Origin of the sequence: Lachnoclostridium sp. An131, from assembly GCF_002160825.1 — a bacterium.
Taxonomy (GTDB): domain Bacteria; phylum Bacillota; class Clostridia; order Lachnospirales; family Lachnospiraceae; genus Laedolimicola.
Map to the genome: position 1 here is coordinate 1 of NZ_NFLI01000017.1, position 25,938 is coordinate 25,938.

The following is a 25,938-nucleotide window of genomic DNA, read 5'->3' on the forward strand; positions in this document are numbered from 1 at the left end:
TGTCAGTAGAAGCAATGCAGGCCACTACAAAAGTCTTGTGGACATCAATGCCACAGCAGATTTTGTACACGATTTTTAAAGCCATAGGGACTCCTTTCAGAACCAGAAGATTCGCTAAAGATTATAGGGAGAGACGGCATTGACTGAACGCCTAAGCCATAAACGAGAATGTTTATACAAAGATAAGATTACGTGCTCACAGTCACACTTATTTGTGCTTGAAAAGGCGGACTACACATATAACCATACGGTCATCCGGCACACCGAAGGCGTACCTTGGTAAGTCGGACAGCCCACTCACCTCCCCGTGATTTGTAGTATACCGAGTTCCCTACAAGAAGAATTATAAAGAAAAATAAGCTCAGGAAAAATATTTTCATAACGTTTTGTGCCTGAGTGAAGCGAAAGGAATGGATATAACCATGGAAAACTCCACATTTTGTACAACAGAACAGGGTGCGGCCCGCACCCTGTTCTGTCACATCAGTCAAATATTTCCTATCTTCTAAGCTATAAAAATTTCTGTACATCTGCCGTCAGCTTTTCCTCGATCCGGATCAGCTTTTTTGTGATGTTTTTCGTCTTTTCATCCGCTGCCTTATACTGGTTCAGGTATCGGTTCAGCGATTTCACTCCCATATTGCATCCGTCCGTCATCAGATCTGCAATTGTATGATCCGACTCATCCATCACCAGCTTTGCGCTTGTCTTCACCCAGGACATTCCCTTCGCCACCGGGTTCGGCTCCTTGCCCTCATCGTGGTATTTTTCCAGGAGCGTCAGGATTTCGCTCTGCAGCTCACTGTGCTCATCCCGGCATTCTTTCAGAGCCTCTTCCAGTTTTTCATCGTGAACGTAATCAAGGACCTCATCTATGGCCGATACTCCCATTTTGATTCCCGCGTCGCACTCCCTTAGCAGCTTTATGGTATCTGATTCAATCATGTCTTGTACCGCTCCTTTTCTTTTTGGAAACAGTATGGCTGATTGACAGGCCAATTATACGCCTTCGTCCGAAGTACAGCTGCGGCTGCTCATCTCCTGAATTTCCTATCGGTACTGCTGTAAAGCCGCCAGCAGCGCGCCCTCCTGCACAGTATCATCCACATGAACCAAAATTTGCTCAACGATACAGTCGCAAGGCGCCACCTGAGGGATCCTCATCTTCAGGGCCTCCAGAACGATTACCGTATCTCCTTTCTTCACCTGCTGGTAAGGCGATACACAGATTTCCGTAACTCTCCCAGATATATTTGCCCGGACTGCATTCATATCCATCTGAGTCGTTTTCATCTGTAATATGCTTCTTATTCTGAAGATTTTTTTACGAAATATATATTTCCATCCGGTTCATTCTGAAGCAGTGCGGGCTTCATTTCTCCCCAGACAGTGAAAAGCTTCTCTCCTTCTTTCTCAAAACTGAGCAGAAGATCTCCCTCGTCAAAATATGCTGTTGAGCTTACATCCCCCGGAGAATACTGTTCAAATATCAAGTCTATCCTTTCCTCGTTCCCACAAACCTTTGCCCTGCCCTCTATCCACAGCATATGTCCATTAAACTCCAATGCTGCATAATGTTCCCCCTTCTCTCTGTAAATCTCTATACTGTAGCTCCAGGTATCAAAAAAGTCTGAAGCTGCCGCATGCGGAGTCGATTCAAGAAATTTATACGTTCCAATCCATTCCTCCAGAGCGCTCTGCTCTTTTTCTTCTTTCTGAGACTGCGCGCTCATGACAAGTGCTCCACAGGCTGCAATTCCCCAGATACAACCCCCTGCGATCAAAAACTGCATTCTCTTATTTTTCATCCCATCCCCCGTAAAATTACTGATTTATCTGCAAAACCCGGTTCTTTTCAATCCTTCTGACAAATTCATCCTCTATCCTAATAGTACCCATCCCTTCTCTCCCCGTCAATGACTGTTCTGCATTTTTTCCAACGTCTGCAGAAACCGCAGAAATACCGCAAAAAGACAGCCTCTTCCCATATCTCAGAGAAAAGACTGTCCCATGTTTTTTATTGCTTTATGCCGATTTTTTGTAAATATTTTTCACTTATAGTTTTTTCACAAAGAGCGCCCGGATTGCATTGAGCACCGCGATAATCATAACGCCCACATCCGCAAAGATCGCCATCCACATATTCGCGATTCCAAGAGCTCCCAGAGCCAGGAACAAAAGCTTGATGCCTATGGCAAACACGATGTTCTGGTATACGATGCGCAGGCATTTGCGGGATATTTTGATGGCCTTGGCAATCTTCAGCGGATCGTCGTCCATCAGCACCACGTCCGCGGCCTCGATGGCTGCGTCGGATCCCATGGCGCCCATGGCGATGCCGATATCTGCCCGGCTCAGAACCGGAGCGTCGTTGATGCCGTCGCCTACGAAGGCCAGCTTTTCCTTCTCAGATTTCTTTTGAATCAGCTCTTCTACCTTTTCCACCTTATCGGCAGGCAGCAGCTCGCTGCAGACCTCGTCGACACCCAAATCCGCGGCTACCTTTTCCGCCACCTCACGCCTGTCTCCGGTCAGCATGACCGTCTTCCGGATTCCTGCTGCCTTCAGGGCCTGAACCGCCTCCCTGGAATGGAGCTTCACTACATCGGAAATCACAATGTGTCCTGCATAGGAACCATTTATGGCCATATGGACGATCGTTCCCACGCTGCGGCAGGGGATATACTCGCTTCCCAGCTGCTTCATCAGCTTGTCGTTGCCGGCGGCAACGATGCTGCCGTCCACCTTTGCCGTCACGCCGCCTCCGCTGATTTCCTGAATGTCTGTCACGCGGGAACGGTCGATTTCTTTTCCATAAGCCTTCTGAATGCTTTTGCTGATGGGATGGGAGGAAGCGCTCTCAGCCAGGGCCGCGTATTCCAGAAGCTTTTCATCCTCCAGCTCACTGTGATGGATTCCATTTACCTCAAAGACGCCCTGGGTCAGTGTACCCGTCTTGTCAAACACCACAATCTTTGTTTTAGAAAGAGTTTCCATATAGTTGGAGCCCTTTACCAGCACTCCGGCAGCGCTGGCTCCGCCAATACCCGCGAAAAAGCTTAAGGGTATGCTGATCACCAGCGCGCAGGGGCAGCTGATCACCAGGAAGGTCAGAGCGCGGCCAATCCAGTTGTCCCAGTCAGCCGGAAGTCCCAGGCCAAGCATCCGCACCAGCGGCGGCAGAACTGCCAGGGCCAGGGCAGCATAGCAGACAGCCGGCGTATAGACCCGCGCAAACTTGGCGATAAACTCCTCAGATTTGGATTTGCGGGAGCTGGCGTTCTCCACCAGATCCAGGATTTTGGATACAGTAGATTCTCCAAACTCCTTCGTTGTCCGGATTTTCAGAAGGCCGCTCATATTGATGCAGCCGCTGATGATTTCGTCTCCCTCTTTTACATCCCGCGGAAGGCTCTCGCCTGTCAGCGCGCTGGTGTTCAGAGACGAAGCCCCCTCCAGCACAACGCCGTCGATGGGCACCTTCTCTCCCGGCTGCACGACAATCACCGTGCCGATTTCCACCTCGTCCGGGTCCACCTGCTCCAGCCTGCCGTCCCGTCCCACATTAGCGTAGTCCGGGCGGATATCCATCAGGTCGCTGATGTTGCGGCGGCTCTTTCCTACCGCATAGCTCTGGAACAGCTCGCCAATCTGATAGAACAGCATAACAGCCACCGCTTCTGTGTAATCGCCGCTCTGCTCATGAAGAGCCAGCGCGATAGCGCCAATCGTAGCCACCGCCATCAGAAAGCTCTCATCGAAGACCTGACGGTTTTTGATTCCTTTCAGGGCCTTCAGCAGTATGTCATAGCCAATCACCAGATAAGGAATCAGATATAAAATCAGTCTCAGTGCCCCGTCTGTGGGAATAAACTGCAGAGCAATCAGCAGAACCGCAGCTATCAGCACGCGGATCAGCATCTTTTTTTGCTTCCTGCTCATCCTTGTCTCACCTCTCTAGTCAAAAATCTCCCCGACTCATATACGTTTCTCATTTTTGCATTCAATATTTTTATTTAAAGAAAGATCTCGCAGTCGTCCTCTACCTTCTTGCAGTTCTTCCGGACCTCCTGCATGACACTCTTTGCCTCCTGGCCTTCCTCAAACTCCACAATCATCTTCAAAGCCATAAAGTTTACTGTCGCATCCTTTACACCAGGAGTCTTCTTTGCGGCTTCCTCCATCTTATTTGCACAGTTGGCACAGTCTACATCGATCTTATAGGTTTTCTTCATCTTATTTACATCCTTTCCTGAAATTGATATTGCTGTCCGCTTCGCTCACAGAAGCATCGCTTGCAAAAGCAAATGGAGCAAATTCAGCTTTTCAATTAAACGATTGTTTAATTGTTGATTACAATATATACTTATTTTCGCAGAAAGTCAATGGCTAAAATCATCTTCTTCCAAATGGACAAAAAACATTTCCGTTTGGGCAAATGCATGATAAAATACCCTTACAAGCAAAAGGAGGCGTTTACCATGAACGACAAAATTCTGCCCCACGATCACGGCCAGAACACCCTGCAGAGCTTCGACCACATGCCGGAAATCGCTGATTTTCAGACCGTATCGGACATTTTCAAGCAGCTGGGTGACGGAAGCCGCATCCGCATTTTCTGGATACTCTGCCACTGCGAGGAATGCGTCATCAATCTGTCCGCCCTTGTGGACATGAGCAGCCCGGCTGTATCCCATCATCTGAAGCAGCTGAAGGCCGGAGGGCTTATTGTGAGCCGCCGGGAAGGAAAAGAGGTCTATTACAAGGCTGCCGACACAGAGCAGGTGGAGCTTCTCCATCACGCCATCGAGGATCTGGTGAAGATCGCCTGTCCTTCCAAATAACCGGGTAAAGGAGCATTTTCAGAAATGAGAAATGAGGATATCTGCAGAATTGCACAGGCTTTAAAAGAGATCCCAGAGCATTCTCTGGAGCTTAAGGAATATCCCGGCCCGAACCGGGAATCCGGACGTCTGGCCAGAACGCTCTCTGTCAGCGCAGACGGGAAGGGAAGGGTCTCTGTCTATCAGGTCTATCCCGGTATCCGGCTCTCTCTGCTCTGCTTTCTTTCCGAGCAGGCAGCGTTCCGCCATCCCGCCTCTCCCGCCGTTCTGGAGGTGGGCCACTGCCGCGCGGGACGCGTGGGCTGGAATATGAAAAATGGCACCTCCGTCTATCTGGGCTCCGGCGACCTTTCCTGCCACAGCGCTGTCTGCTGCGCGGATTCCGTAATGACCTACCCGATGAAATATTATGAAGGGATTTCCGTCTCCATGAACCTGGAGACGCTGGCTGACCGCCTTCCCGGCGTGCTTTCCGACACTGTCATTGATATCCGGAAGCTGCGAGAAGCATACTGCGAGCCGCAGAAATCCGTCTTTATCTCCACCTGCCCTGAGACAGAGGGCATCTTTCTGCCCCTCTACGACCTGCCGGAAGCTCTGCGGCTTCCCTATTTTCAGCTGAAGATCCAGGAGCTTCTTCTGTTTCTCGGCCGGTATGTTCCGGATCAGAAGGCCGTCACCAAATACCATTCAGAGCAGACAGAGCTGATCCGGCAGATTCACGACCAGCTGACTAAGGATCTGTCCCGCCGTTTTACCATTGAGGAGCTGTCCCGCCAGTATCTGATCAACACCTCTTCTCTCAAGGAGGTGTTCAAAGCCGTCTATGGTCTTCCCATCGCTTCGTATATGAAGGAGTACCGGATTCGGGAAGCCATGAGGCTCCTGCGGGAGACAGACGAGAGCATTTCCTCGGTCGCAGCCCTGGTAGGCTATGAAACTCAGGGGAAATTTACGAAGGCCTTCCGGGATGTGGCCCAGGTTCTGCCCTCCGAATACCGGAAGCAGTGCCGGCAGGCTTCCCGGTAAGCAGCAAAAGGGATCTCAAGGAGACTCTTCCCATATGCTGAATTTTTTACGGCGGAAGGTTATTCATCCATTTTTCCGCAATAGGTAATGTATTTTTCATCAATCAAAGCGCATAACTGATTCCATATCTCGTATTAAAATTGTCCATGACGCAGCTTAGGTGCTCTCCTCCAAATACCGGAAGTGTGGCAATTCTATTGTCTTCAAATCCTTTAAAAATAAAAATACAATAGATCAGCAATACTGCTATTGCGAACCTGATGATCATTCCAACCGTTGTTTTGCTTTTATAGACAAACGGCGCCATTCCAATAGAAATAACTGCAATGCTGCAAATGACTACCCTCTGAACATATTGCAATTGTATGGGACTCCCACTCACCGTCGATGAATTAGAAATAACAAATAGAACAATGCCAAATAAATATAGCAAAATACCAATGACGTTTCTTTTCTTCATAACGTTTCGCTTCTTCCTCCTCTGACTAAACGCCGCTGTCATCTTTCACGATAAAGTTCCTGCGGCAGTCAGGCTAACCATTGAAGCCCCTCTATAAACAATATCACTGCCATCACCGGCAGCGCAGTCCAGGCAATGTACCGGCCTGCAATCTCCCAGTCAGACGGCTCCGCTTTGTCTGCATTGCGAATCTGAAAGGACAGCTCCCAGCGGAACAGCTCGTCCGCAAACAAAATAGAAAGCGCAGTGAGAATACAGATGCATGTGCCGCCAAACCAGGCAGTCCATTCCCCTTTATGGGTCAGCTCAGGGCCGGCCATCAAGTCAAGTATGGTAGAAACAGAGGGCTCCATCTGATCCATGACATTCCCATTTTCGTCCGTTACAATCCCATTCCATGATGCCGTCAGAAAACCAATATCCGCCAGGCTTCCATCCTCATTGTACAACCAGCTGTCGTTTCCGTAATCCACGACACATCCGCGGAACATGATTTCCTCTCCGCAGCGAAGCTCTACACCGGTCACAGACTCTCCGCCCAGCGGTTGTCCCTCTTCATCGGCATCCGGGATGGCGGACGGATCTTCCCTGACCGCATAAGGACCGTAGAGCTTATCTCCGTATCGAAACTCCACTGTCTTGTCTGCATACACGGTAAAGCTGGCCTGTTCCCCCTGGATTTTTCCGGAATATACCGTATTGCCGTTTTCCTGCTTTGGGACAAGAATGGCATCTTCGTATGCAAAGCCTTCCCTGGCAATGGTTACGGCATAGATCACTGCAAATGCCAGAACCATGACTGCCATCAGAAGCAGGATTCCTTTTTGATACCACCCCAAGCATCTAATCCTTTTCAAACCGGCACCCCCTCTGTAACCAGATTTTCATCGTTCCTCTTTTTTTCATTCTATCATAAGCCTGTATGTTTGAAAACTGCCTGATTTCTGCAATACAAAAAGCAGAACAGCACAGCTTCCCGCTGCACTGTTCTGCCCAAATCTGCATTACATATTATAAACATTACATACTATAAAATTCTGTATTGTGAGAAACGCTTTTCTTCCTTACTGGGTTCTCAGCTCTGCGCCCATCTTCTTTCCAAGCTTCTTCATCACCTGGTTTGCGGCGCTTTCTATCTCCTGAGAAGTCAGAGTCTTCTCGGAAGATCCGATGGTCAGCCGAATGGTCACAGACTTTTTGCCCGCCGGGATCTGCTTTCCTCTGTATTCATCCACAAAAGCCGCGTCCTTCAGAAGCGCGCTCGCCTTCTTCTGACCCATGATCGCGTCATAGATATCCGCCCATGCGGCGTCAGAATCAAAGAGCATGGAAATATCATAATCAGTCTCCGGATACTCTGCAAGATGGGTGAACCTGTTCGTTCTGGACTTCAGCGGAACCAGTTTTGTCACATCCAGCTCGAAGAGCATGACGGAAAGATTCTTGATACCGCAGTCCATGGAAACCTTCTTTGCCACCAGTCCCATGTCTCCAATCTTCTCATCACCGTGGAAAATGTTCATCCATACCACATTGTCCGCCCAGACCGGCTTTTCCTCCTTCCGGAACTCAAAGCCTTCCATATGGGTATAACGGGGCATATACTCCAGCACGCCCTTTGCCTCGCGGAACAGCTCTGTGATGTCCTTTACGCTGCTGGCGAAAGCCGCACCGATATGTCTCTTCTGCTCCGGCAGAAGCTCTGTCTCATCATAAGCGGCCGTATAGTTCCGGTCAAAGAACACCTGCGCTTCTTCAAAGATTGCGAAATCGTTGAAATAGCGCTCGTTTTTTACGACTGCCTCGCAAAGATTCGGAAGCAGAGAGGAACGGATATAGCTCAGGTCCGGAGCAGGCGGCGTAGACAGTCTCAGGACGCCTTGTGTGCTCTGCAGAACCGCGTTCACAAATACATCGTTCATCCAGGGATAGGTATAAACCTCCTGCATCCCACAGCGGATTGCCAGATACTCCTTAATTCTTCTCAGCAGATCCTGGTCTTTCTGGTTGATGGCTCCCTCAAAGGTGGTGGTGAAGGAAGTCGCCTCAAAATTATCATAACCGTACAGTCTGGCTACCTCTTCCATCACGTCGTCCTTGATGGAAATATCGCCGGTGGAACGCCAGGTGGGCGCGGTCACATGCATGTTATCGCCGCTGATTTCCACGTCAAAGCCCAGCAGCTCCAGCTTCTTCTGAATCACTTCGTTTGACAGATTCTTTCCAAGGCGCTTCGCAAGCCAGGCCAGGCTTACATCGATCTGAGCTCTTTCCAGCTTCTTTACGTACTTGTCACAGAATCCGGTTACCGTCAGCTCCGGGTACAGCTCCTGAAAATACTGCATGGAAAGGGCCAGCGCCTGCTCGCACCTCTCGGGATCTACCGCCTTTTCATATCTGGAAGAAGCCTCAGTACGGGTGTCGTAACGGAGGGCCGTCCGGCGGATTCCGGTGGACTCAAAGTTGGCCACCTCCAGAATCACGCGCCTTGTCTTAGGCAGAATGGAATCCTTGGCTCCACCCATGACACCGGCCAGGGCCACCGGTCCCTCAGAATCCGTGATAACCAGATCGTCCGCACAGAGAGTCAGCTCATGATCATTTAAAAGAATCAGCTTCTCACCTTCCACAGCGTGTCTTACCACGATATGATCGGTAATATTGTCTGCGTCAAAGGCATGGGTCGGATTTCCCGTAGCCAGCATAACGTAGTTTGTAATATCTACCAGCGCATTGATGGGGCGCATGCCTGCCTTCCAGATCCGGTTCTGCATCTGATAGGGGGAAGGCTTTACCTCCACGCCGGACATCTCCACGCCGATGTATCGGGTGCATCTGTCCGGATCATTGATCTCCACTTTGAAATCTGACTGCACATCCGCTGTGTAGGGCTCGATCTTTTTCAGAGGCAGATCATACAGAGCCGCAATCTCGCGCGCTATTCCATAATGTCCCCAGAGGTCCGGACGGTTCGTCATGGACTTGTTGTCAATCTCCAGCAGAACGTCGTTCATATCCAGCGCGTCTGCAAGGGAAGTACCTGCCGGAACTTCGAAAGCGGACAGGTCGAGAATCTCCGCTTCCTGGGAAGCCGGAAACAGTTCGCCCAGCCCAATCTCATCGGAAGCGCAGATCATGCCGTAGGACTCCACGCCGCGGAGCTTGGAGTTCTTGATTACTACCGGCTCGCCTTCACCGTGCCAGCGCACCACAGCGCCGGGACAGGACACTGCCACGCGCATGCCTTCCTTCAGATTGATTCCACCGCAGACAATGTCTTTGATCTCACCGCCGCCGATATCTACCTTGCAGACTCTCAGTTTATCCGCATTGGGATGGGGCTCTATTTTCTCGATGACACCCACAAGCACATTGTCAAACCGGCGGGCCAGATACTCCACATCCTCCACCTCCACGGTAGACATGGTCAGATCATAGGCCAGCTTTTTCAGATCCATATCCTCCGGGATCTGTACATAATCCTTTATCCACGATAATGATAACTTCATCTTCTTCTCTCCTTATCTGAACTGCTTCAGGAATCTCAAATCCGCACTGTGAAACAGCCTTACATCGTCAACACCATAGCGCATCATGACCAGTCTGTCCAGACCGATGTTTACATAGAAGCCTGTGTATTCATCCGGGTCAAGTCCGGCTGCCCTGAGTACGTTCGGATGGGGAGAACCGCCCGGCATAACCTCAATCCAGCCCACATGCTTGCAGACGCTGCAGCCCTTTCCGCCGCAGACCTGGCACTGCATATCAATCTCAAAGCCCGGTTCCACGAAGGGGAAGAAGCCGGAACGCATTCTGACCGGCACATCCGTACCGAATACCTTGCTTAAGATACTGTTAATCATGACCTTGCCTGAGGTAAAGGTGATATCTTTGTCCACGATCAGCGCCTCATACTGGAAGAATGCTCTCTCATGATGGGCGTCCGTGGTCTCATTACGGTATACGCGTCCCGGATACACAAAACGATAGGGCGGCTTATGCGTCTGCATATAGCGCACGCTGCCACCTGTCAGATGAGGACGCAGGCAGAGCTTTTCATTGGTGCTTCCACTGTCATGCCCCTCCAGCCAGTAGGTATCCATGCTCTCCCGGGCCGGATGGTTCGGCGGGAAATTCAGCTTATCAAACGCGTACAGCTCACTTGTAATGTCATCCTCCTGGAAGATCTCAAATCCCATGGAACGAAATGCGTCATTTAAGTCGTAGCACATCTGGGTAATGGGATGAAGCCCGCCTTTCTGAGGCATGATTCCCGGCACAGAGCAGTCGAAGTCCGGAGACACCTCGGAAGCCTTCAGCTTCAGCTCCAGCCTTTTCGCGTCGATCAGTTCTGTAACCTCATTCTTGGCCTGATTCAAGAGCTTTCCCATCTCGGGCCGTAAGGATACGTCAAGCTTCGGAAGCTCTTTCATTAAAAGGCTCAAAGAACCCTGCTTTCCCACGTACGCGCTTTTTACATTCTGCAGCTCGTTCTCGCTGGACGCTGCAGCAATCCTGGTTTTCACTTCTGATAAAATACTTTCGATTTTATCCTTCATTACGATTCTCCTTTCCAAATCGAGCTTATCCTGCAGGAGGTTTCCTGTGAAATAAAAAAACACCGTCCTCCTGTCATAAAACAAGGGACGATGTGAATCGCGGTACCACCCTATTTCAGAGTATCTTCTCTCTTCGTACTCTGCACTCTTTTTGTGTATTCTTTCTGCTACACGGACATCCGGTTTAACGCACAGTAAATGCTTTTCACCGAAAGGCTCCCATACTGAAACTTCCAGAAGGCTCATGCGGAATGCTCTCAGCCGGTGACACCCCGTCTCTGACTCACTACCTCTTCTGTACTCACGTATGTTCACTGCCTAAAATCGTGATTATCCTAACACAGATTTCAGATTTTGTCAATCAGGAAAAGGCTCCGGATGAATCTTATTGACGCGCAGCCAGCGGTTGTGATAGGTTATAGTCACAAAAGAAAGACAGGGAAGAAAGGATTTTCAGTTATGCCAAAACATAAGATTCTGCTGGTGGAGGACGACAATGAAATCAGCGAAATGCTAAGGACCTATCTGACCTCGGAAAATTTCGATGTGGACTGCGCTTTCGACGGCGAGATGGCCTGCCGCCTCTTCGACAACTCTTCCTACAGCCTTGTCCTGCTGGATCTGATGATTCCGCAGATCAGCGGTATGGATGTGATGCAGCATATCCGCAGAAGCAGCGTCGTTCCGGTCATGATCCTGTCCGCCCGCGACACAGAGACCGACAAGACGCTGGGGCTTTCCCTGGGTGCGGACGATTACATCACCAAGCCCTTTTCCGTGGCCGAGGTTCTGGCCAGAATCCGGGCAAATCTCCGGAGAGCCCTCCAGTACGACTGCCCTTCTCCTGCCTCAGCTGCCGATCCGGAACTGCTGACAGCCGGAAAGCTGGTCATGAATCTGTCCGATTACTCTCTGACGAAGAACGGCCAGCCCATAGAACTGACGGCAAAGGAATTTGAAATTCTGAAGCTCCTTTTACAGAATCCGAAAAGGGTCTATACAAAAGAACAGATCTATTCCCTCGTCTGGAAAGACGCCTACTGCGGCGACGAGAACGCCGTCAACGTCCATATCAGCCGGCTGCGCAGTAAGATCGAAGATAATCCGAAGACTCCCCGCTATATTCTGACCGTCTGGGGAATCGGCTATAAGCTTGGAGAACGGCTATGAATCAGGAGCTTCTCATATTAATTCTGTCCCTGGCTGTCGTGCTTCTGGTATGTATCGTTTTATACCAGCAGTATGCCTTCCGCACAGGAATCCAGAAAGAGCTCCGTGAAATCCAGCGCAGCCTGAAGGATATTATGGATCAGGGAAAAGATGAACAGCTTTTCACTTTCACTGCAAATAAAAAACTCATGGAACTGGCCGCCCAGATCAACCGGATTCTGGAAAACAGCCGGGAGCTGAAAGCCGATTTCCGGCGTCTGGAGCTCTCCTCCCGGAAAATGCTCTCCAATATTTCCCACGACCTTAAAACTCCTCTCACGGTTCTCTCCGGCTATCTGGAAATCATGCGCCTGAATGCAGAAAACGGGCAGGAAATCGAACCGGAAATGCTGCGGAAGGCCGAACAGAAGGCCCGGAGTATTTCTGAGCTTATGAACCAGTTCTTTACGCTTGCCAGGCTGGAGTCCGGCGACATGGAGCTTACGCTTTCCCAGATCGACGCCTGCGAAATCTGCCGGAAAAGCATTCTGGATTTTTATGAGCTTCTTCAGAAAGAAGGCTTCCAGGTCGAGGCCGATATCCCGGAGCATCCGGTCTGGCTGCGCGGAAATCAGGAGGCTCTGCAGCGTATTCTGTCGAACCTTATCTCCAACGCTGTGCGCTATGGCGCGGACGGCCATTATCTGTGCCTTTCCCTGCGGGAGGACGGGCATAATGTCTATATCGAAGTAACCGATAAGGGAAAAGGAATCGACAAAGCCTTTGCCGGCCAGATTTTCGATCGTCTCTTCACGCTGGAGGATTCCAGGAACCGCCAGATACAGGGAAACGGACTGGGGCTGGCCATCGCCAAAAATCTGGCTCTGCAGCTCGGCGGCGATCTGACACTGTCCAGTGTTCCTTTTGAAAAAACTTCCTTTACTTTAAAGCTTCCTGCTGATAAAAGACTTCTGTGAAAGAAATTCGTAAGATTTATTCAAGAGTTTTGAAAAACGCAGCCGCTACAATGGGATTCATAAAGAACAATGACTGAAAGGAGCAAACGGAACATGTCTTTCATTTTACAGACACACCATCTTACGAAGACCATCGGCGGCAAAGATCTCGTCCGCGACGTAAATCTTCACGTAAAGCAGGGTGAGATCTATGGTTTTCTCGGACCCAACGGGGCCGGAAAAACGACAGTTATGAAGCTTATCACCAACCTCTGGAAGCCCACCAGCGGAAGCGTCGAGGTCTTTGGCGAAACACTTTTCCCAGGTTCTTACCAGATGCTGAAACGGATGGGAAGCATCATCGAGCTTCCTGTCTTTTATGAGCATCTGTCTGGCTGCGAAAACCTGAAGCTCCACTGCGAATACATGGGCTATTACCGCCACGGCAGCATCGAGGAGGCGCTGGAGCTTCTTGATCTCACAGCCGCCGGGAAAAAGCCGGTCCGCAGCTATTCCCTTGGCATGAAAGAACGCCTCGGCATCGCCCGCGCCGTACTGTGCCGCCCGGAGCTTCTGATCCTCGACGAGCCCACAAACGGACTTGATCCGGCAGGAATGAAGCAGATCCGCGATCTCCTGCAGGCGCTCTGCAGCAAATACGGAACCACAATCATGATTTCCAGCCATATTCTTTCTGAGATCGAAAGCATCGCAGATACAATCGGAGTCATCAGCCACGGTACGATGCAAAAAGAAATCAGCATGAACGAAATCGAAAGCACAAGCCTTGCTTATATCGAGGTCACCGTTGCCAATCCACAAAGAGCCGCCTATGTGCTCAGTGAAAAGCTTGGCCTTACTAATTTCCGTCTGAATGGCGACACCTGTTTCCGTATCTATGATAGCCAGATTTCCACACAGGAATTGTCAAAAGCGCTCTCTCTGAACGACGTAGAAATTCTTTCTCTCGGCAGAAGGAATGAAACACTGGAAGACTATTTCCTGAAAATTACTGCGGAGGTGAAGGATCATGTTAAAGCTGATTAAACTGGAATGGAAGAAAAATAAAACCGGAAAATACCTGATGAAAGCGCTGATTGTGGCCCTCCTGCTCTGCCTTTTCATCCTGGCTCTCGCTTATCTTGGAATCGCCAACGACCCGGATACAGGCGTTCCTGACGCAGCGCCGGGAAAGAGCGCCATCTCTTCTCCCATCGAGCTTTTCACCAGCATGTGCTGCCTTATCTTTACCAGCTCCATGCTCTCCTCTTTTATCATCAGCCCCTACATGGACGGAACGATGAGTCTGATGTTCTCCTATCCGATCAAGCGGCAGAAAATTCTGATCTCCCAGATGCTTGCCGTGTGGATTTTCAGCTTCGCAGCGCTTGTACTCACAAAGCTTCTGCTTTATGCCGCCGTCCTTGCAGGCTCTCTCCTGAAGGAGCCGGACTTTCCGATTGATTATTCCATGACCAGCCCGGGCTTTTATCTCCAGCTCACCCTGAAATCAGCGGTAACTGTATCCATGGGCTTCATCGCTCTCTTTATCGGACTGAAAATGAAATCCGCGAAAGCCGCACTGATTTCTTCTTTCCTGCTGATTATCCTGTCGCAGGCAAATGTCGGAGATATTACGCTGGCAGACAACGCGCTCTTTCCGGCTCTGCTGGCAGCGGTTTCCCTGATTTTTGCGGTGCTGTCTGTCTGCCAGGCTGAAACGAAGGATTTGATGTGAAAAATAAATCCCTTTCTCTCCCTTGACTTTATGTTATTTCCTCACTATAATACATATAAATATGTTTTTCATACTTATATGTATTTCGTATTTGTACGTTTTAGGAGGGAAGTACTATGGAAATACCAAAAGGCCATTACGTATTTGGCACAGTAAAAGTCGGAGAACGGGGACAAATCATTATTCCTAAGGAAGCCCGCGAAGTGTTTGGAATCAAAGCCGGGGATACCCTGATTGTTCTTGGCGACGAAAAATGGGGAATTGCCGTTACAAAATCCGACGTATTGGAACAATATGCAAAAGATGTATTCAAGAAAATTTCGGAGGCAAATCATGAAACTGAATGAAACAACACTCTCTTTTTTGCAAGAAGATTGTATCATGGAATTCGGAAAGGAAAACGGTTCAGACCTTTATTTAAATACAGAAAAAACTTATCAAGAGCTTCTCGCCAACGCAGACGACAAAGGAAATCCTGTCATCCATGAACATCTTGCCAAAAAGCTCTTTCCACCCATGGCTTATTATAAAGCACTGCTCGCAGCAGGCTATGAGCAGGAAACTGCTCTCACCTATGTAAAAAAAGAAACTCACAAGGCTGCTCTTGTTCGAAAACAGGAAATGCAGGGACTTGCGAAACTTCCTTTCGCCTACACTATTTACCGAATGGGCGTCAAGAAACACATGAAGAAAAACTTTCCGGAAGAAGGCTGGACTACAGAATGGGTCCGCTGTGACGGAACAGAAATCCATTTTAATCTGCGCCGCTGTATCTATCAGGAACTGACAGAACAATACAATTGTCCAGAGCTCTGCTGTGTCTACTGCGAAAATGATGATATTTCATTTTCCAGTTTGCTTCCGAAAATCCGTTTTGAACGGACTGGAACTCTTGGAAATGGAGCAGACTGTTGCGATTTCCATTTTGTGAAAGCATAATAGTCTCTCTATGAAGTATTATGCCTTCTATAACAAAAACACAAAATCAGGGAGCATTTACCGCTCCCTGATTTTTATCTCATCCACTTTCCCATTCCTTCCCCAAATCCAAACCGCTGGAGGCGTGTATCCTCTTGTAAACTTATAGTTTTTTATTCCAGCACCTGCTTTACACGCTCTTCCGGAATTGACAGGCGTTTTGCAATTTCCTGCTGGGTCATTCCTTCTCCTGCCAGTTTGAAAATCTGTTTCGTCCATTCAATTCCCTGGTTTATTCCCAGGTTTACTCCTTCTTTTCTCCCGTCTTCTATCAGTTCTCTGATGATCCCCATATTAGCCTTTTCTCCTTCCCTGCCTCCCCTGCCTTCATGTTCCAAAAATTCCGACTCGCCCAGATATTCTGTTATTGTCTCAAAAGTATCTTCCGAAATATCCGTGCAGCCAGACCATTCCGTCAGGCGCAGAAACGCCTTTTTATCCTTTGCATATTTGATGCACATCAGCATAAAGCAGATATCCGGCGGGAACTCCCGGAGCCGTTCATCCGGAGTATGGCAGACATCCAGAATATGTATCGAATAATCCTCCACATATTGCTTCAGTTTTTCCGGAATCTGATGCAGCGCCAGCATCTCATGAAGGCGCGTTGCTCCATCCCAGGGCTTTTCTCCCAGATACAGGACCAGATTAATGACGGGCAGAAGCCTGTCTTCTCTGGAAAACTGAGACAAATACTCATCCTGCTTCAGATCCTTTTGTTCCATATGCCCTTTGCTGACTGCATTTTTCTGGTGTATATAGGACAACACATCGCAGTCCATAATCCTCAGAGGCATCGCGTAATCCACATATTCCATCAGTTCCGTTCCGATATAAAGCCTCACAAATGTGTTGTCCAGCTTTTTAAACAGATCCCGATATCTCTGTCGATACTCTCTGCCTCTTCTTTTTCCGCTTCTGCCGTCCAGCCTCCGATCCGCCTCGCTGATATTCTGCGCTGTAAAATACGGCTCTCCGCCGAGCAGCCATCCATTCATAAGCTGAGCAAAACGTTCCTCCTGGGCATAATATGCCAGAAGCGGGTTCTCTTTCTTTCCCAATCGATTTCCTCCTTCATTTTACACGAAATTACAATATGCTGCAACCATTCCCGTTTCGGAAGATCTCTTTTGTATGAAGCTCCTGTCTGGAATTTTCGGAGAGAACCTCTCCTGTGAAAAACAGAATTTAGATGTACTGCCAGAATAGCAAAAACGGAAATAAATGTCAAGAAATTTTTCTGAATATATGCATGCTTTTCCATTTATGAACAACTTTCAAAAAAACTCCTGCTGCCTGCAAACCAACAGCGGCAGGCTGTCGCCCGCCGCTGTCGCTTTCAGAACGTCTTACCCGTCCTGCCTCAAATTCATCCGCATTCAGGTTTTCAGAGGCTGCTCCCTTAAGGCATCTCCTCCTCCACGAATCCGCACCGCGAAGGATTTCCTTCTGCCCGGTAAATTCTCCGTCTTTTCAGATCATAGACCACCGACCATACCGTATCCTTTCCTGTCGCCCTGTCATACTGACAGAGAAAGCCCTTCTTCCCGGCCAGCAGATCAAACGCATCCGAAAGCCTCATCTGCCCGGCTTCCGCTTCCAGCGTCCGCCGCATGGTCTGATAGCGGGGCTCCGCCTCCCAGGAATCGATGTCCGGCTGCTGAAATCTTTTCAATTTTTTTGAATGAAACAGATTCGTGGCACAGACAAAGAGCCGCTCTTTCCGTCCTTCCTTTTCCGGACGCACCACCTGCCTCCCGCCTGAAAAGCATTCGCTCACCACGATTTTCCCCTTTGCGTCTGCAAACGTAAAGGTCTGCGCAGAGCTTACCGGGAGCTTCTCCAGCCAACCCAGTGCTTCCTCCACTGTCCTGCACTTTTCCAGAAAGAACCGCAGAAGAAGCCCCGCATTCAGGCCCGGAGAAACCAGTACACCCGAAGCGTCAGACGGCGGATATACGGAGGTAAGCCCCACAGCCAGTCCCTTCTCATTGACACCGTCCTCCATCTGGACAAACGAAGTCGTATTTCCCTGAAAAGCAAGGGCGCCATCTGAAAACCGGTACTGCACGTTCCGGTTGCAGTCCTCAAGCTCTGTCAGAAAATCACTGTTGCGCCCAAGCAGAAGCTCCGCTCCGTTTGCCACCGCAAAGCAGGAACACTGGCAGGCCGGCGGCATGGCATACATGGAAAACAGAACCGCCTGCAGTTTTTCCTCCGGGCATTTCTGCCCTTCTGCAATTCCCTGTATCTCCTCAAGAATCTCCGGGAAATACTTCTCATAAGACGGAAGACAGGCGGCCGCAAACTGTATCCGCTCCTCCGTAACCGGAAAGGGAATCTGTTCCAATATATAATTTCCGTACTCTGCCAGCGAGGAACCAAAGCGCAAACCGCATTCATAATGATTCCCCTGAAATCTTTCATGTATCATATTTCAGCTCTCCTTTTTTGAAAAATGAGAGCTGCCGGCAGCTCTGTATCCAGAGTAACCGAATAAAAAATGGTTGTCAATGACCAGCGCCGGCCTGCATATTATTTTCCTGCCGCATCAGTGCTGAGTTCTTTATAGGTCCGCCGGATCAGAACTGCAGCAATTACGAATGTCAGCACGTCCGACACCGGCATAGAATACAGGACGCCGTCCAGCCCGAAAAATAACGGAAGAAGCAGGGCAAAGCCAACTCCGAACAGCACCTCTCTCACCATGGACAGAAGTGTGGACGCCAGCGCTTTTCCCAGGGACTGCAGATAGATAAAGGTTCCCTTATTGACGCAGGCCAGCGTCATCATACACAGATAGATACGGAAGGCTTTGACCGCAAACCCGGTATAGTAAGAGCTTTCATCGGCGGCTCCGAAAATGCCAATCAGCTGTCCCGGGAACAGCTCTGCGATCAGCGTTGCCACAGCGCCCACGGCAGCCTCCGTCAGCAGCAGATAGGTAAACAGATGTTTCGCCCTGTCTTTCTGTCCTGCGCCGATATTGTAACCCACAATCGGGATTCAGCCTGCTGCCAGACCGACTGCAATGGAAATAATTTTCAGCGTCATTTTCAAAGGCAATTTTGCACAAATCAGAATTTTATCTTACAGGTCCGATTTACAAAAATACCTATTCCAGACGTGCTGTCTTCCTGGCGAAGCAGTTCCTTGATTGTAAACCTTTTATATTTTTAGGTTTACAATCAAGGAAACTTCTGTTATGCTTTTCATGGATCCAAATTTGAAGAACAGGTGGTACAAACTATGATATCTCATGCAAAAGGCACAGCTTCCAATCAAACACGCGATATTGTCTATATCGGTTTTTTCGCTGCTGTTATTACAATATGTTCCTGGATATCCATCCCGGCAAGCGTTCCATTTACCCTGCAGACCATGGGTGTATTTGCTGCGGTAGGTATTCTGGGCGGCAAACGAGGCACTTTGGCTGTTTTGACTTATATCCTTCTGGGAGCCGTCGGACTTCCCGTATTTGCAGGATTTTCAGGCGGAATGGGCGTCATTCTCGGAACAACCGGGGGCTATATCGCCGGCTTTCTGTTTTCTGCTCTGCTTATGTGGGGAATAGAAACGGCCTTTGGCAGAAGTAAAGCTGTACTGACCATTTCCATGGCCGCAGGGCTTCTGGTATGCTACGCCTTTGGAACCATATGGTTTATAGCGGTATATACCCGTAATTCAGGCAGCGTCGCACTGTCTGCCGTCCTTGCATGGTGTGTGATCCCTTTTATTATTCCAGACCTCATAAAGATCGCAGCCGCTCTCCTTCTGACGGGCAGGCTGAGAAAGGCCCTGCCATGGTAAAAAAGCGAATCAAATTACGGGCGCATCACGGAATGTGTCTGGGCTTTTTTGAGGGAAAGAACTATAGCAAAGGCTTTACAGAACACATGCAGGCGGCATCCGGTCTCATCCAATCTCTTACATAAATGTGGTATTTTGTCACCTTTCTGGGAATTATGTTGAAATCTTTTGTTTTATCTGATTTCTTTATTTATTTTTTAGATTTTATAATATATCTCTAACTTTTCATAAACATTTTTGTAACATTTCTTGTGTATACTTGCTTTAAAGAAAGGGAAACTATTTCTGGAGAATCTGAGGCTTCCTATTTGAGAATTCTTCAGAAATTTGAGCAAAGAGGTGGGTTTATGAAAAAGTTATCACTGTACTGTCTGGCTGGATTACTCCTGCCGGCCCTCTATCTGAATCCGATTTTTATGAAGACAGCGGCTCCGGTTAAGACGGCCCCGGCTGCAGAGACAGCAGCCCTCGCCACAGAAACCGCGCTTCCGGTAACAGAAAGCTCTGATGTATCTCTTACCTTCGTAGAGCTGGAAGAGACGGAGCGGTGGATACTGGATGAGGTCCTCTCTGACTATGTATCAGAGGACGTCGTAGAGCTTCAGGAAAGCGGAATCACCTACACGATAGGCGACTGGGTAGACCGTGATACACATACCTACCTCTTTTTCAATAAAAATCTTCCGGGAGGCACTGTCTATACAGCTGCCGGCTATGCGAAAAACCTGAATGGAGGTTATGTATACTTTGAGCTTTCTTCTCCGGAAAGGCTTACAGAACAGCAGGTAGATCTGGAAATCACAAAAGCCTTTGGAAATACCGGCACTTCAGAAATCCAGGCCTGCTGAACCAATGCCCCTCATTCCAATTCATGTCGAAGAGGAGGTTCCTGCGGCATCTGCTGCAGGAACCTCCTCTTTTTCTTTCGTCTTTTTCTTCTGGATCAATTAAAGAATTCCATAATGACGCAGGGCCGACAAAATTCCTCCTTTGTCTGTATCGCCTGTCACATAGTCTGCGCAGAGCTTTACCTTCTCTTCTGCATTTCCCATTGCGACTCCGATTCCGGCAAACTCCAGCAGCTCCATATCGTTTTCTCCGTCTCCAAAAGCAATGATTTCTTCTCTGGAAATACCAAAGTGACTCAGAATCTGCTCCGCTCCCTTTTCTTTTCCGCCTTCCTTCGCGATAATATCCACTCCATATGGATTCCAGCGCGTCACCCGGCAGTGAGGCATTCGTTCCATCAGCCGGCTTACGATTTCATCCTCCGCATACATATTGACCAGATAGACCGTGCCTCCCTGCCAGCTCCCAATCCGCGGCAGCTCAGAAGAAATAGCCTTTTGGGCTGTCCGCACCCGGTCGTCAATGAAATTGGCATAGATCCGCTTCTTCTCCACAAAAGACATGGGAATCCTTTTCTCTTCGAAAAGCGGAAGTACATTCCGGACGTCCTGTTCCGGCACGGGTGACGCCGCCAGCACCTGTCCGCCGCCGTCAAGGCAAAGCTGCCCGTTCAGAAGCACATGTCCGTCAAATCCAAGGGCGGTGAGCCCCAGATCCTCCAGCTCGAGAATATGGCGGCCGGTACTGGTAAAAACACGGATGCCTCTTTTCTTCAGGCCTTCAAGCGCAAATCTGGTATCTTCCGGCACAAGCCCCAGGCTGTGAGCCATCAGGGTGCCGTCAATGTCAAAAAAAGCTGCACGTATCATCTGTCATGATTCCTTCCGTCCTGCTACTCCGCCGGCTCTTCCTGCGCGTCTGTCTCAGAGGCGTCTCCGCTCTCTTCAGCCGTCTCTGCTCCCGGCGCTCCTTCCAGAAGCACAAGCTTCACCGCAGTCTCATTCTCATCCAGCCAGATGAGGCAGCCTCTGCCTGCCGTCAAATCTCCCAGAGACACAATATTTTTTGTACGGAAGGGAACAATCTCCACATCCTCCGGAACCGTATAGGTTCTGCCATCTGTCGCTTCCAGCGTGTAAACGCCATCCTCCTGGATCAGGTCCCCCGCTGCTACCGCATACTGAGGCGCTGTCCCATCCTCCGGAATGTTGACAACCACCACGTAGGGTACTGTATGGGGCGGCAGGGACATGGTCATAACCGGTCCAAGATATGCTTCGAAGCTTCCCTCACCCACATCGGAAAGTGAAACAGGGAGCCCTGTCTGAGCGTCCACCAGTACCGTATTCTCCGGATCAATGTTCAGAATGATTTCTCCCGAAGTGGACACTTCAGACTGATTGTCTACTGTAAGCATGTCCTCTCCCACCTCTGTGATAGTTCCATAGATTCTCACCGGAGCGTCACTCACGATCCCGCCGGAATTTCCATCCTGTTCTGTATTCTCTTCTGCGGCACCATCCGCAGTCTCCTCCTCTGTATTTTCCCCGGCCGGCTCCTCCTGTGCCGGTGTTTCTTCCGTGGCCTCATTCTCCTGTGCCTGCTCTCCGCCGGAAGCCCCTGTGCAGGCTCCTGCCAGCATGAGAGCCATGCTGAATCCAAGTATCCAGACAAGCTTTCTAAATTTCATAATGCCCTCCTTTTCCGCCGGCTATCCCCGGCGCTGCTCTATTGTACCAGAAACAGGATTGCCCTGTCCACAGAATTATATTCTTTTTAAAAATATTAAGAAACTCTTCATTTCTATGCCTTTTCCGCCACAAAAACCGGGACGGCAGATTTTATTTTCCGCTGTCCCGGTTCCCGTCCCCGGCGGGCTGGCAGCCTGCTGCCAGCCTGATTTGACTCGGCTCATCCGGAGTCCTGCGCCGTATATCGCTTATTCTGTATCTTCCTTTCTTTTCCTGCGCAAAATCCATATGCAGATGCCGGCTCCTGCTGCAAGGACAAGCAGGCAGGCCACAAGAATCAGCGCCGTCAGCCTGTTAAATTCCGCCTTCTCTTTACTGCTGTCCTCTTCCAGCTCCAGCTCCGTTTCCTGCATTTCCTCCTCAGTCTCCGTCTGCTGTGCGCTTCCGTCAAAAGGCGCTTCATCTATGACAATGGCATAGTCTGAAGCATGGGTAAAGTCAAAGTCTGCACAGCCATCCTCTCCAATCTCGCTGCTTGTTATAAATTCCAGCTTTTCCTCCTGTCCGTCGTAAGCAAACAGGCTGGCATAAAGCCCTGCGTTTTTCTCTTCCAGATCAAGGGACAGCGACGCGGTAAAGCCAAACGCCCCGTCATAAGCAAGGCTCAGCTGAATCGTGTTCCGATCTCCCGCCAGGCTTCGGATGATATCGTCCGGAATGATACCCGTCTTGATTTCCACTGAAAAATCTATGTCGCCAAATTCCTCTTCCGTAAAGCTCTGCCCGTTGAGCGTCCAGCTCATGCCGTCTCCCATATCGAGAACAAGCGTGACATCTCTTCCTTTCAGCACGGCGAGCACGTTTCCCGGTACGATCGACGCCCCATTCATGATCAGGGTCTCTGTATCCCCTTCCCCGGCCTCTTCCAGCAGGCGCTTGATTGCAGTCCAGCCATTTACGCTTTTTCTGCCCTTCACATATGCAACTCCAGGCTCAGGCGTTTTTTCTGTCTTGCTGCTGTTCCCTGTACCGCTTCCTGTGCCTGCAGCAGGCCGGGAAGGTGTTGCAGGTGTTGTAGGTGTTGTGCTGCCGGAAGCTCCTGTACCTCCGGAATTTCCCGTATTTCCGGAGCTGCCCGAGGATGCTTCCGAAGCCTTGTACTCAATCCTGCCTGTAGATACCCAGCTTGTATTTCCGGCATGATCGGTAATTCTCACATATACATAATTCGTGCCACTGTCCTTGATTTCCGGCTTTGCATCCGGATTGTATATCAGCCAGCCGCCCAGCTTCTGAATCTCCTCACGGTTTTCACACTTTTTACTGCTTATCGTATATTCTACTGTTTTCACTCCGGACTGGGCGTCATCCGTACTGATCGTGACCGCCTTCTTCTCCGAAATACCAAGCTCCGCACCCTCAGCCGGCAGCATCTGGCTCCACGCAGCACCGCCGACAGAAATACTTCCCGTAGGATCTGTCCTGTCGACAGAAAGATTTACTGTCTTCCTTGCAACCTCTCCGCTTACAGAGTTTTTCAGGTAATAGACTGCCGCCACTCCATTTTTGCCTGTATCAGAAAGATACTGAACAGAGCTTCCAAACGTCCCCGTAAGAGAAAAGCTTACCCCATAGCCCGCCGGCGCAGTCAGTACCGCGCCTCTTGACCAGGCTCCTGCCGCCAGAGACGCTCCGCTTTGATCTGTCAGCTTTGCATCGGGAGCATTCCAAAGCCAGTCAATGGTCAGCGTCATATCCGCGCTGGCCGCTCCGTAATTTCCGTCTGCTTCCACGCTGGCCCGTATGGTATATGTCCCGACCTCTGAAGGAAGCCCCGACGTAAAGCTGCCGCCAGTGTTCGCCGCTCTCCGCCAGGAATAGCGGATTGTTCCGCCAAAGGGCTCATTGCCGGGCAGCGTAACCTCAGGAGGCGTAATCACTGCCGCCTTCCCGGTATAAACAGCTCTCTGCGTGTTTCCGTCCTTCCAGGACAGCACAGGAACCTCCATGGAAACCTCCATGGGCAGCGTCCGGGTGATTGTGACCTGGCCGCTTTCACTGTCGTACGCGTAGCCTTCTGCTCTGGAATAGTCATAAATATCTGTATCCGCCGGAACAAATCTCGCCTCATATCCACTGTTTCCGGCAGTTACAGCCGCCGTATCATCTGCCCAGCTCCAGCCTTCCGGGAGAGCCACATCCTTAAGCGTCTGCCCATACGAGGCCGTAAGCCCTGCAGGCTCCGTCACCGGAGGAGCCCAGCGCTTCGTGGTTATCTGCGCGTTCCCAGGCGCTGACTCCATATAGCTGTCATTTCCGGCATATTTCGCACAGACGGTATAGCCCGTGCCCTCCGCCAGTCCGGAAAATACATTGCCATCCTGCCAGTCCTGCACCACCTTCTGCCCGGACGCATCCAGAAGGCGGTATTTTGCAGCTCCGTACGTTTCCGTATCTGTCAGCGCTCCAGCCGTAATGGTATCTGCTGAAGCAGAGAGGGTAAGCGAGACAGCGCCATCCGGCACAGGCTGCTTTGTAGTAAAGCTGCCCGCCTGCACTTCGCTGAATTTTCCGGAAATATCTTCCGCTGCCGCATAGAGATAGTATGTAGTTCCTTCCGACAGACTGTCCAGCTGGAATACTGCCGTGCCAGACACAGCGTCTTCCGCGCCCAGTATAAGTGTATTCTCGCTTTCCTTTATTTCTTCTGCGGTTATGTCTTTCCGCTCTTCTGTCGTACAATACAGATAATATTGGGAAACTCCGCTGCCCGTATCGGACGCCGCGATGCTGACTGACGCCGCCGTATCCGTAATCCCGGAAATCTGCAGGCTGTCTGCCGCCGGAGAAGCTTTATCTATTTTGACTGTGTACCCGCAGGCGTCCGTAATGTAACCCTCTGCAGTCTTAAAATGCAGGGAAAGCGTATGTACTCCCTCGCCCGTGACTGTATAAGTGTCCTCATAGCTTCCATCCAGCGAATCGGATATGGTACAGCCATCCGCTGCAACTGTCACATCCTCCGAATACCAGCCTTCTGACAGGGGAGCCTGATTAAACAGCACAGTTATCATTTCATCATAATACACAATTTCAAAGTCTTTTTCTGTTATTCCTTCATAATTTTTAATTCCCTTTATCAATACCCGGCTTTTACCCAGACTTGTATTCGCAGTATAGTCCACGGTATAATCCTGACCGGCTGTCAGCCGGTAACCGCCGTCGTATACGGTGACTGCCGGTTCGACCGCTTTTCCCGTATAGTATTGTTTTCCAATCTCGTCTACCGTGCATGAATTAATACTCTTGCGTTTCACTGTTACACTCAGACGATAATTCACCTGTTCTAAGCTGCCGGCAGCTTCATCCTTATATTCTATAGGAAGCATACCTGTATAGGGGCTCATCCCGGCGGCCCTGCCCGTCTCAAACTGAACCGTACATATGGTCTCTGAGCCTCCTGGTTCAATGACTAATGGAGCTCCTGCCTCCGGCGCCGAAGCAAGGGAAAAGCCCGATTCCGAATCTGTCAGTTCACATTTCTCCACGGTAACGGACACCGCCTCATCTCCCGTGTTTGTAAATTCAACAGGAATTCTCGCTTCCTCTGCGCCATAACCATAGGTGAGTGTCCGTTCCAGCCTGATTGGCGCCTCCGGCGGTTCCGAAGCGGTTCCCGTTTCCGCCGCCTCCGCTGTCTTTATAAAGGGGTCCGGGCTCAAAAGCTGCCCTGCCGCGAGGAGCGTTAAAGCTGCCGCGCACAAAATCATCACTGTCTTCTTTCTCTTTAAGTGCTTTTTCCATTTTATCATACCGTTCCCCTCCCATCTTGAAACAGCTTTCCCGGCACGGGATTTATCCGGCCCTCTGCCTCC

25 protein-coding genes are annotated in these 25,938 nt (G+C 50.0%); 10 read left to right on the forward strand and 15 right to left on the reverse strand.

Translation table 11 applies throughout. From position 1 onward, the window contains the following. Positions 1–510: 510 nt before the first annotated feature. The 5 genes from B5E77_RS13490 to B5E77_RS13510 form a co-directional block, all read right to left on the reverse strand. Entirely contained in the window at positions 511–945 is a 435-nt protein-coding gene (locus B5E77_RS13490) for a hypothetical protein (RefSeq protein ID WP_087165878.1), read from the reverse strand. Positions 946–1,050: 105 nt separating this feature from the next. Then, the gene (locus tag B5E77_RS13495; protein WP_087165879.1) at positions 1,051–1,293 is read right to left on the reverse strand and encodes an acetyl-CoA carboxylase biotin carboxyl carrier protein subunit; all 243 of its coding nucleotides are present in this window, start codon (positions 1,291–1,293) and stop codon (positions 1,051–1,053) included. A 14-nt stretch (positions 1,294–1,307) separates the two neighbouring features. After that, entirely contained in the window at positions 1,308–1,808 is a 501-nt protein-coding gene (locus tag B5E77_RS13500) for a DUF5991 domain-containing protein (protein ID WP_087165880.1), read from the reverse strand. 247 nt (positions 1,809–2,055) lie between these two features. Further along, positions 2,056–3,942, reverse strand: coding sequence for a heavy metal translocating P-type ATPase (locus B5E77_RS13505; RefSeq protein WP_087165881.1), 1,887 nt, complete (start codon positions 3,940–3,942; stop codon positions 2,056–2,058). A 74-nt stretch (positions 3,943–4,016) separates the two neighbouring features. Next, the gene (locus B5E77_RS13510; RefSeq protein ID WP_087165882.1) at positions 4,017–4,235 is read right to left on the reverse strand and encodes a cation transporter; all 219 of its coding nucleotides are present in this window, start codon (positions 4,233–4,235) and stop codon (positions 4,017–4,019) included. 246 nt (positions 4,236–4,481) lie between these two features. Between B5E77_RS13510 and B5E77_RS13515 the strand changes: the two genes are divergently transcribed. Continuing rightward, positions 4,482–4,844 (forward strand): ArsR/SmtB family transcription factor, encoded by a 363-nt coding sequence (locus B5E77_RS13515; RefSeq protein WP_087165883.1) that lies wholly within the window; start codon positions 4,482–4,484, stop codon positions 4,842–4,844. Between the two features lie 24 nt (positions 4,845–4,868). Next, entirely contained in the window at positions 4,869–5,873 is a 1,005-nt protein-coding gene (locus tag B5E77_RS13520) for a helix-turn-helix domain-containing protein (RefSeq protein WP_087165884.1), read from the forward strand. A gap of 103 nt (positions 5,874–5,976) precedes the next feature. Here B5E77_RS13520 and B5E77_RS13525 read toward each other — a convergent pair whose 3' ends face one another. The 4 genes from B5E77_RS13525 to B5E77_RS13540 form a co-directional block, all read right to left on the reverse strand. Continuing rightward, the gene (locus B5E77_RS13525) at positions 5,977–6,333 is read right to left on the reverse strand and encodes a hypothetical protein (protein WP_087165885.1); all 357 of its coding nucleotides are present in this window, start codon (positions 6,331–6,333) and stop codon (positions 5,977–5,979) included. 68 nt (positions 6,334–6,401) lie between these two features. Beyond that, complete coding sequence (locus B5E77_RS13530) at positions 6,402–7,190, reverse strand: hypothetical protein (RefSeq protein WP_143468639.1); 789 nt, start codon at positions 7,188–7,190, stop codon at positions 6,402–6,404. A 207-nt stretch (positions 7,191–7,397) separates the two neighbouring features. Beyond that, the gene (gene pheT / locus B5E77_RS13535; protein WP_087165887.1) at positions 7,398–9,842 is read right to left on the reverse strand and encodes a phenylalanine--tRNA ligase subunit beta; all 2,445 of its coding nucleotides are present in this window, start codon (positions 9,840–9,842) and stop codon (positions 7,398–7,400) included. A gap of 12 nt (positions 9,843–9,854) precedes the next feature. Further along, entirely contained in the window at positions 9,855–10,892 is a 1,038-nt protein-coding gene (locus tag B5E77_RS13540) for a phenylalanine--tRNA ligase subunit alpha (protein ID WP_087165946.1), read from the reverse strand. A 459-nt stretch (positions 10,893–11,351) separates the two neighbouring features. Here B5E77_RS13540 and B5E77_RS13545 point away from each other — a divergent pair, with 459 nt between their 5' ends. From B5E77_RS13545 to B5E77_RS13570, 6 genes are all read left to right on the forward strand, one after another. Continuing rightward, positions 11,352–12,062 carry a response regulator transcription factor gene (locus B5E77_RS13545; RefSeq protein ID WP_087165947.1) on the forward strand — a complete coding sequence of 237 codons (711 nt, stop codon included), beginning with the start codon at positions 11,352–11,354 and terminating at the stop codon, positions 12,060–12,062. Continuing rightward, a complete protein-coding gene (locus B5E77_RS13550) occupies positions 12,059–13,018 on the forward strand; it encodes a sensor histidine kinase (RefSeq protein WP_087165888.1) in 960 nt (319 codons plus the stop codon). The genes B5E77_RS13545 and B5E77_RS13550 overlap by 4 nt, the downstream gene beginning before the upstream one ends. A 93-nt stretch (positions 13,019–13,111) precedes the next feature. After that, positions 13,112–14,044 carry an ABC transporter ATP-binding protein gene (locus B5E77_RS13555; protein ID WP_087165889.1) on the forward strand — a complete coding sequence of 311 codons (933 nt, stop codon included), beginning with the start codon at positions 13,112–13,114 and terminating at the stop codon, positions 14,042–14,044. After that, on the forward strand, positions 14,028–14,735 hold the full coding sequence (locus B5E77_RS13560; protein ID WP_087165890.1) for an ABC transporter permease: 708 nt from the start codon (positions 14,028–14,030) through the stop codon (positions 14,733–14,735). The genes B5E77_RS13555 and B5E77_RS13560 overlap by 17 nt, the downstream gene beginning before the upstream one ends. Before the next feature lie 116 nt (positions 14,736–14,851). Then, a complete protein-coding gene (locus tag B5E77_RS13565) occupies positions 14,852–15,082 on the forward strand; it encodes an AbrB/MazE/SpoVT family DNA-binding domain-containing protein (RefSeq protein ID WP_087165891.1) in 231 nt (76 codons plus the stop codon). Then, positions 15,069–15,674 (forward strand): L-2-amino-thiazoline-4-carboxylic acid hydrolase, encoded by a 606-nt coding sequence (locus B5E77_RS13570; protein ID WP_087165892.1) that lies wholly within the window; start codon positions 15,069–15,071, stop codon positions 15,672–15,674. Before B5E77_RS13565 ends, B5E77_RS13570 begins: the two co-directional genes overlap by 14 nt. Before the next feature lie 152 nt (positions 15,675–15,826). Here B5E77_RS13570 and B5E77_RS13575 read toward each other — a convergent pair whose 3' ends face one another. From B5E77_RS13575 to B5E77_RS13585, 3 genes are all read right to left on the reverse strand, one after another. Further along, complete coding sequence (locus B5E77_RS13575) at positions 15,827–16,774, reverse strand: sigma factor-like helix-turn-helix DNA-binding protein (protein ID WP_087165893.1); 948 nt, start codon at positions 16,772–16,774, stop codon at positions 15,827–15,829. 341 nt (positions 16,775–17,115) lie between these two features. Beyond that, the gene (locus tag B5E77_RS13580; protein WP_087165894.1) at positions 17,116–18,147 is read right to left on the reverse strand and encodes a C45 family autoproteolytic acyltransferase/hydolase; all 1,032 of its coding nucleotides are present in this window, start codon (positions 18,145–18,147) and stop codon (positions 17,116–17,118) included. 101 nt (positions 18,148–18,248) lie between these two features. Then, on the reverse strand, positions 18,249–18,710 hold the full coding sequence (locus tag B5E77_RS13585; protein WP_330394703.1) for an MATE family efflux transporter: 462 nt from the start codon (positions 18,708–18,710) through the stop codon (positions 18,249–18,251). A gap of 252 nt (positions 18,711–18,962) precedes the next feature. Here B5E77_RS13585 and B5E77_RS13590 point away from each other — a divergent pair, with 252 nt between their 5' ends. Together B5E77_RS13590 and B5E77_RS13600 are read left to right on the forward strand one after the other, a co-directional pair. Then, positions 18,963–19,523, forward strand: coding sequence for a biotin transporter BioY (locus B5E77_RS13590; RefSeq protein WP_087165895.1), 561 nt, complete (start codon positions 18,963–18,965; stop codon positions 19,521–19,523). A 347-nt stretch (positions 19,524–19,870) separates the two neighbouring features. Then, positions 19,871–20,371: a hypothetical protein gene (locus B5E77_RS13600; protein ID WP_087165896.1), complete on the forward strand. Its 501-nt coding sequence runs from the start codon at positions 19,871–19,873 to the stop codon at positions 20,369–20,371. Between the two features lie 99 nt (positions 20,372–20,470). On the opposite strand, the gene B5E77_RS13605 is transcribed toward B5E77_RS13600, so the two are convergent. The 3 genes from B5E77_RS13605 to B5E77_RS13615 form a co-directional block, all read right to left on the reverse strand. Continuing rightward, positions 20,471–21,241: a Cof-type HAD-IIB family hydrolase gene (locus tag B5E77_RS13605; RefSeq protein WP_087165897.1), complete on the reverse strand. Its 771-nt coding sequence runs from the start codon at positions 21,239–21,241 to the stop codon at positions 20,471–20,473. Between the two features lie 23 nt (positions 21,242–21,264). Beyond that, positions 21,265–22,062 carry a hypothetical protein gene (locus B5E77_RS13610; protein ID WP_087165898.1) on the reverse strand — a complete coding sequence of 266 codons (798 nt, stop codon included), beginning with the start codon at positions 22,060–22,062 and terminating at the stop codon, positions 21,265–21,267. Positions 22,063–22,311: 249 nt separating this feature from the next. Next, positions 22,312–25,875, reverse strand: coding sequence for a hypothetical protein (locus tag B5E77_RS13615; RefSeq protein ID WP_087165899.1), 3,564 nt, complete (start codon positions 25,873–25,875; stop codon positions 22,312–22,314). Positions 25,876–25,938: the final 63 nt, after the last annotated feature.

Excerpts from the sequence above, each read along its gene's own strand:
- B5E77_RS13490 (WP_087165878.1), bottom strand. The coding sequence starts at position 945 with ATGATTGAATCAGATACCATAAAGCTGCTAAGGGAGTGCGACGCGGGA.
- B5E77_RS13495 (WP_087165879.1), bottom strand. The coding sequence starts at position 1,293 with ATGAAAACGACTCAGATGGATATGAATGCAGTCCGGGCAAATATATCT.
- B5E77_RS13500 (WP_087165880.1), bottom strand. The coding sequence starts at position 1,808 with ATGAAAAATAAGAGAATGCAGTTTTTGATCGCAGGGGGTTGTATCTGG.
- B5E77_RS13505 (WP_087165881.1), bottom strand. The coding sequence starts at position 3,942 with ATGAGCAGGAAGCAAAAAAAGATGCTGATCCGCGTGCTGATAGCTGCG.
- B5E77_RS13510 (WP_087165882.1), bottom strand. The coding sequence starts at position 4,235 with ATGAAGAAAACCTATAAGATCGATGTAGACTGTGCCAACTGTGCAAAT.
- B5E77_RS13515 (WP_087165883.1), top strand. The coding sequence starts at position 4,482 with ATGAACGACAAAATTCTGCCCCACGATCACGGCCAGAACACCCTGCAG.
- B5E77_RS13520 (WP_087165884.1), top strand. The coding sequence starts at position 4,869 with ATGAGAAATGAGGATATCTGCAGAATTGCACAGGCTTTAAAAGAGATC.
- B5E77_RS13525 (WP_087165885.1), bottom strand. The coding sequence starts at position 6,333 with ATGAAGAAAAGAAACGTCATTGGTATTTTGCTATATTTATTTGGCATT.
- pheT (WP_087165887.1), bottom strand. The coding sequence starts at position 9,842 with ATGAAGTTATCATTATCGTGGATAAAGGATTATGTACAGATCCCGGAG.
- B5E77_RS13540 (WP_087165946.1), bottom strand. The coding sequence starts at position 10,892 with ATGAAGGATAAAATCGAAAGTATTTTATCAGAAGTGAAAACCAGGATT.
- B5E77_RS13545 (WP_087165947.1), top strand. The coding sequence starts at position 11,352 with ATGCCAAAACATAAGATTCTGCTGGTGGAGGACGACAATGAAATCAGC.
- B5E77_RS13550 (WP_087165888.1), top strand. The coding sequence starts at position 12,059 with ATGAATCAGGAGCTTCTCATATTAATTCTGTCCCTGGCTGTCGTGCTT.
- B5E77_RS13555 (WP_087165889.1), top strand. The coding sequence starts at position 13,112 with ATGTCTTTCATTTTACAGACACACCATCTTACGAAGACCATCGGCGGC.
- B5E77_RS13560 (WP_087165890.1), top strand. The coding sequence starts at position 14,028 with ATGTTAAAGCTGATTAAACTGGAATGGAAGAAAAATAAAACCGGAAAA.
- B5E77_RS13565 (WP_087165891.1), top strand. The coding sequence starts at position 14,852 with ATGGAAATACCAAAAGGCCATTACGTATTTGGCACAGTAAAAGTCGGA.
- B5E77_RS13570 (WP_087165892.1), top strand. The coding sequence starts at position 15,069 with ATGAAACTGAATGAAACAACACTCTCTTTTTTGCAAGAAGATTGTATC.
- B5E77_RS13580 (WP_087165894.1), bottom strand. The coding sequence starts at position 18,147 with ATGATACATGAAAGATTTCAGGGGAATCATTATGAATGCGGTTTGCGC.
- B5E77_RS13590 (WP_087165895.1), top strand. The coding sequence starts at position 18,963 with ATGATATCTCATGCAAAAGGCACAGCTTCCAATCAAACACGCGATATT.
- B5E77_RS13600 (WP_087165896.1), top strand. The coding sequence starts at position 19,871 with ATGAAAAAGTTATCACTGTACTGTCTGGCTGGATTACTCCTGCCGGCC.
- B5E77_RS13605 (WP_087165897.1), bottom strand. The coding sequence starts at position 21,241 with ATGATACGTGCAGCTTTTTTTGACATTGACGGCACCCTGATGGCTCAC.
- B5E77_RS13610 (WP_087165898.1), bottom strand. The coding sequence starts at position 22,062 with ATGAAATTTAGAAAGCTTGTCTGGATACTTGGATTCAGCATGGCTCTC.
- B5E77_RS13615 (WP_087165899.1), bottom strand. The coding sequence starts at position 25,875 with ATGATAAAATGGAAAAAGCACTTAAAGAGAAAGAAGACAGTGATGATT.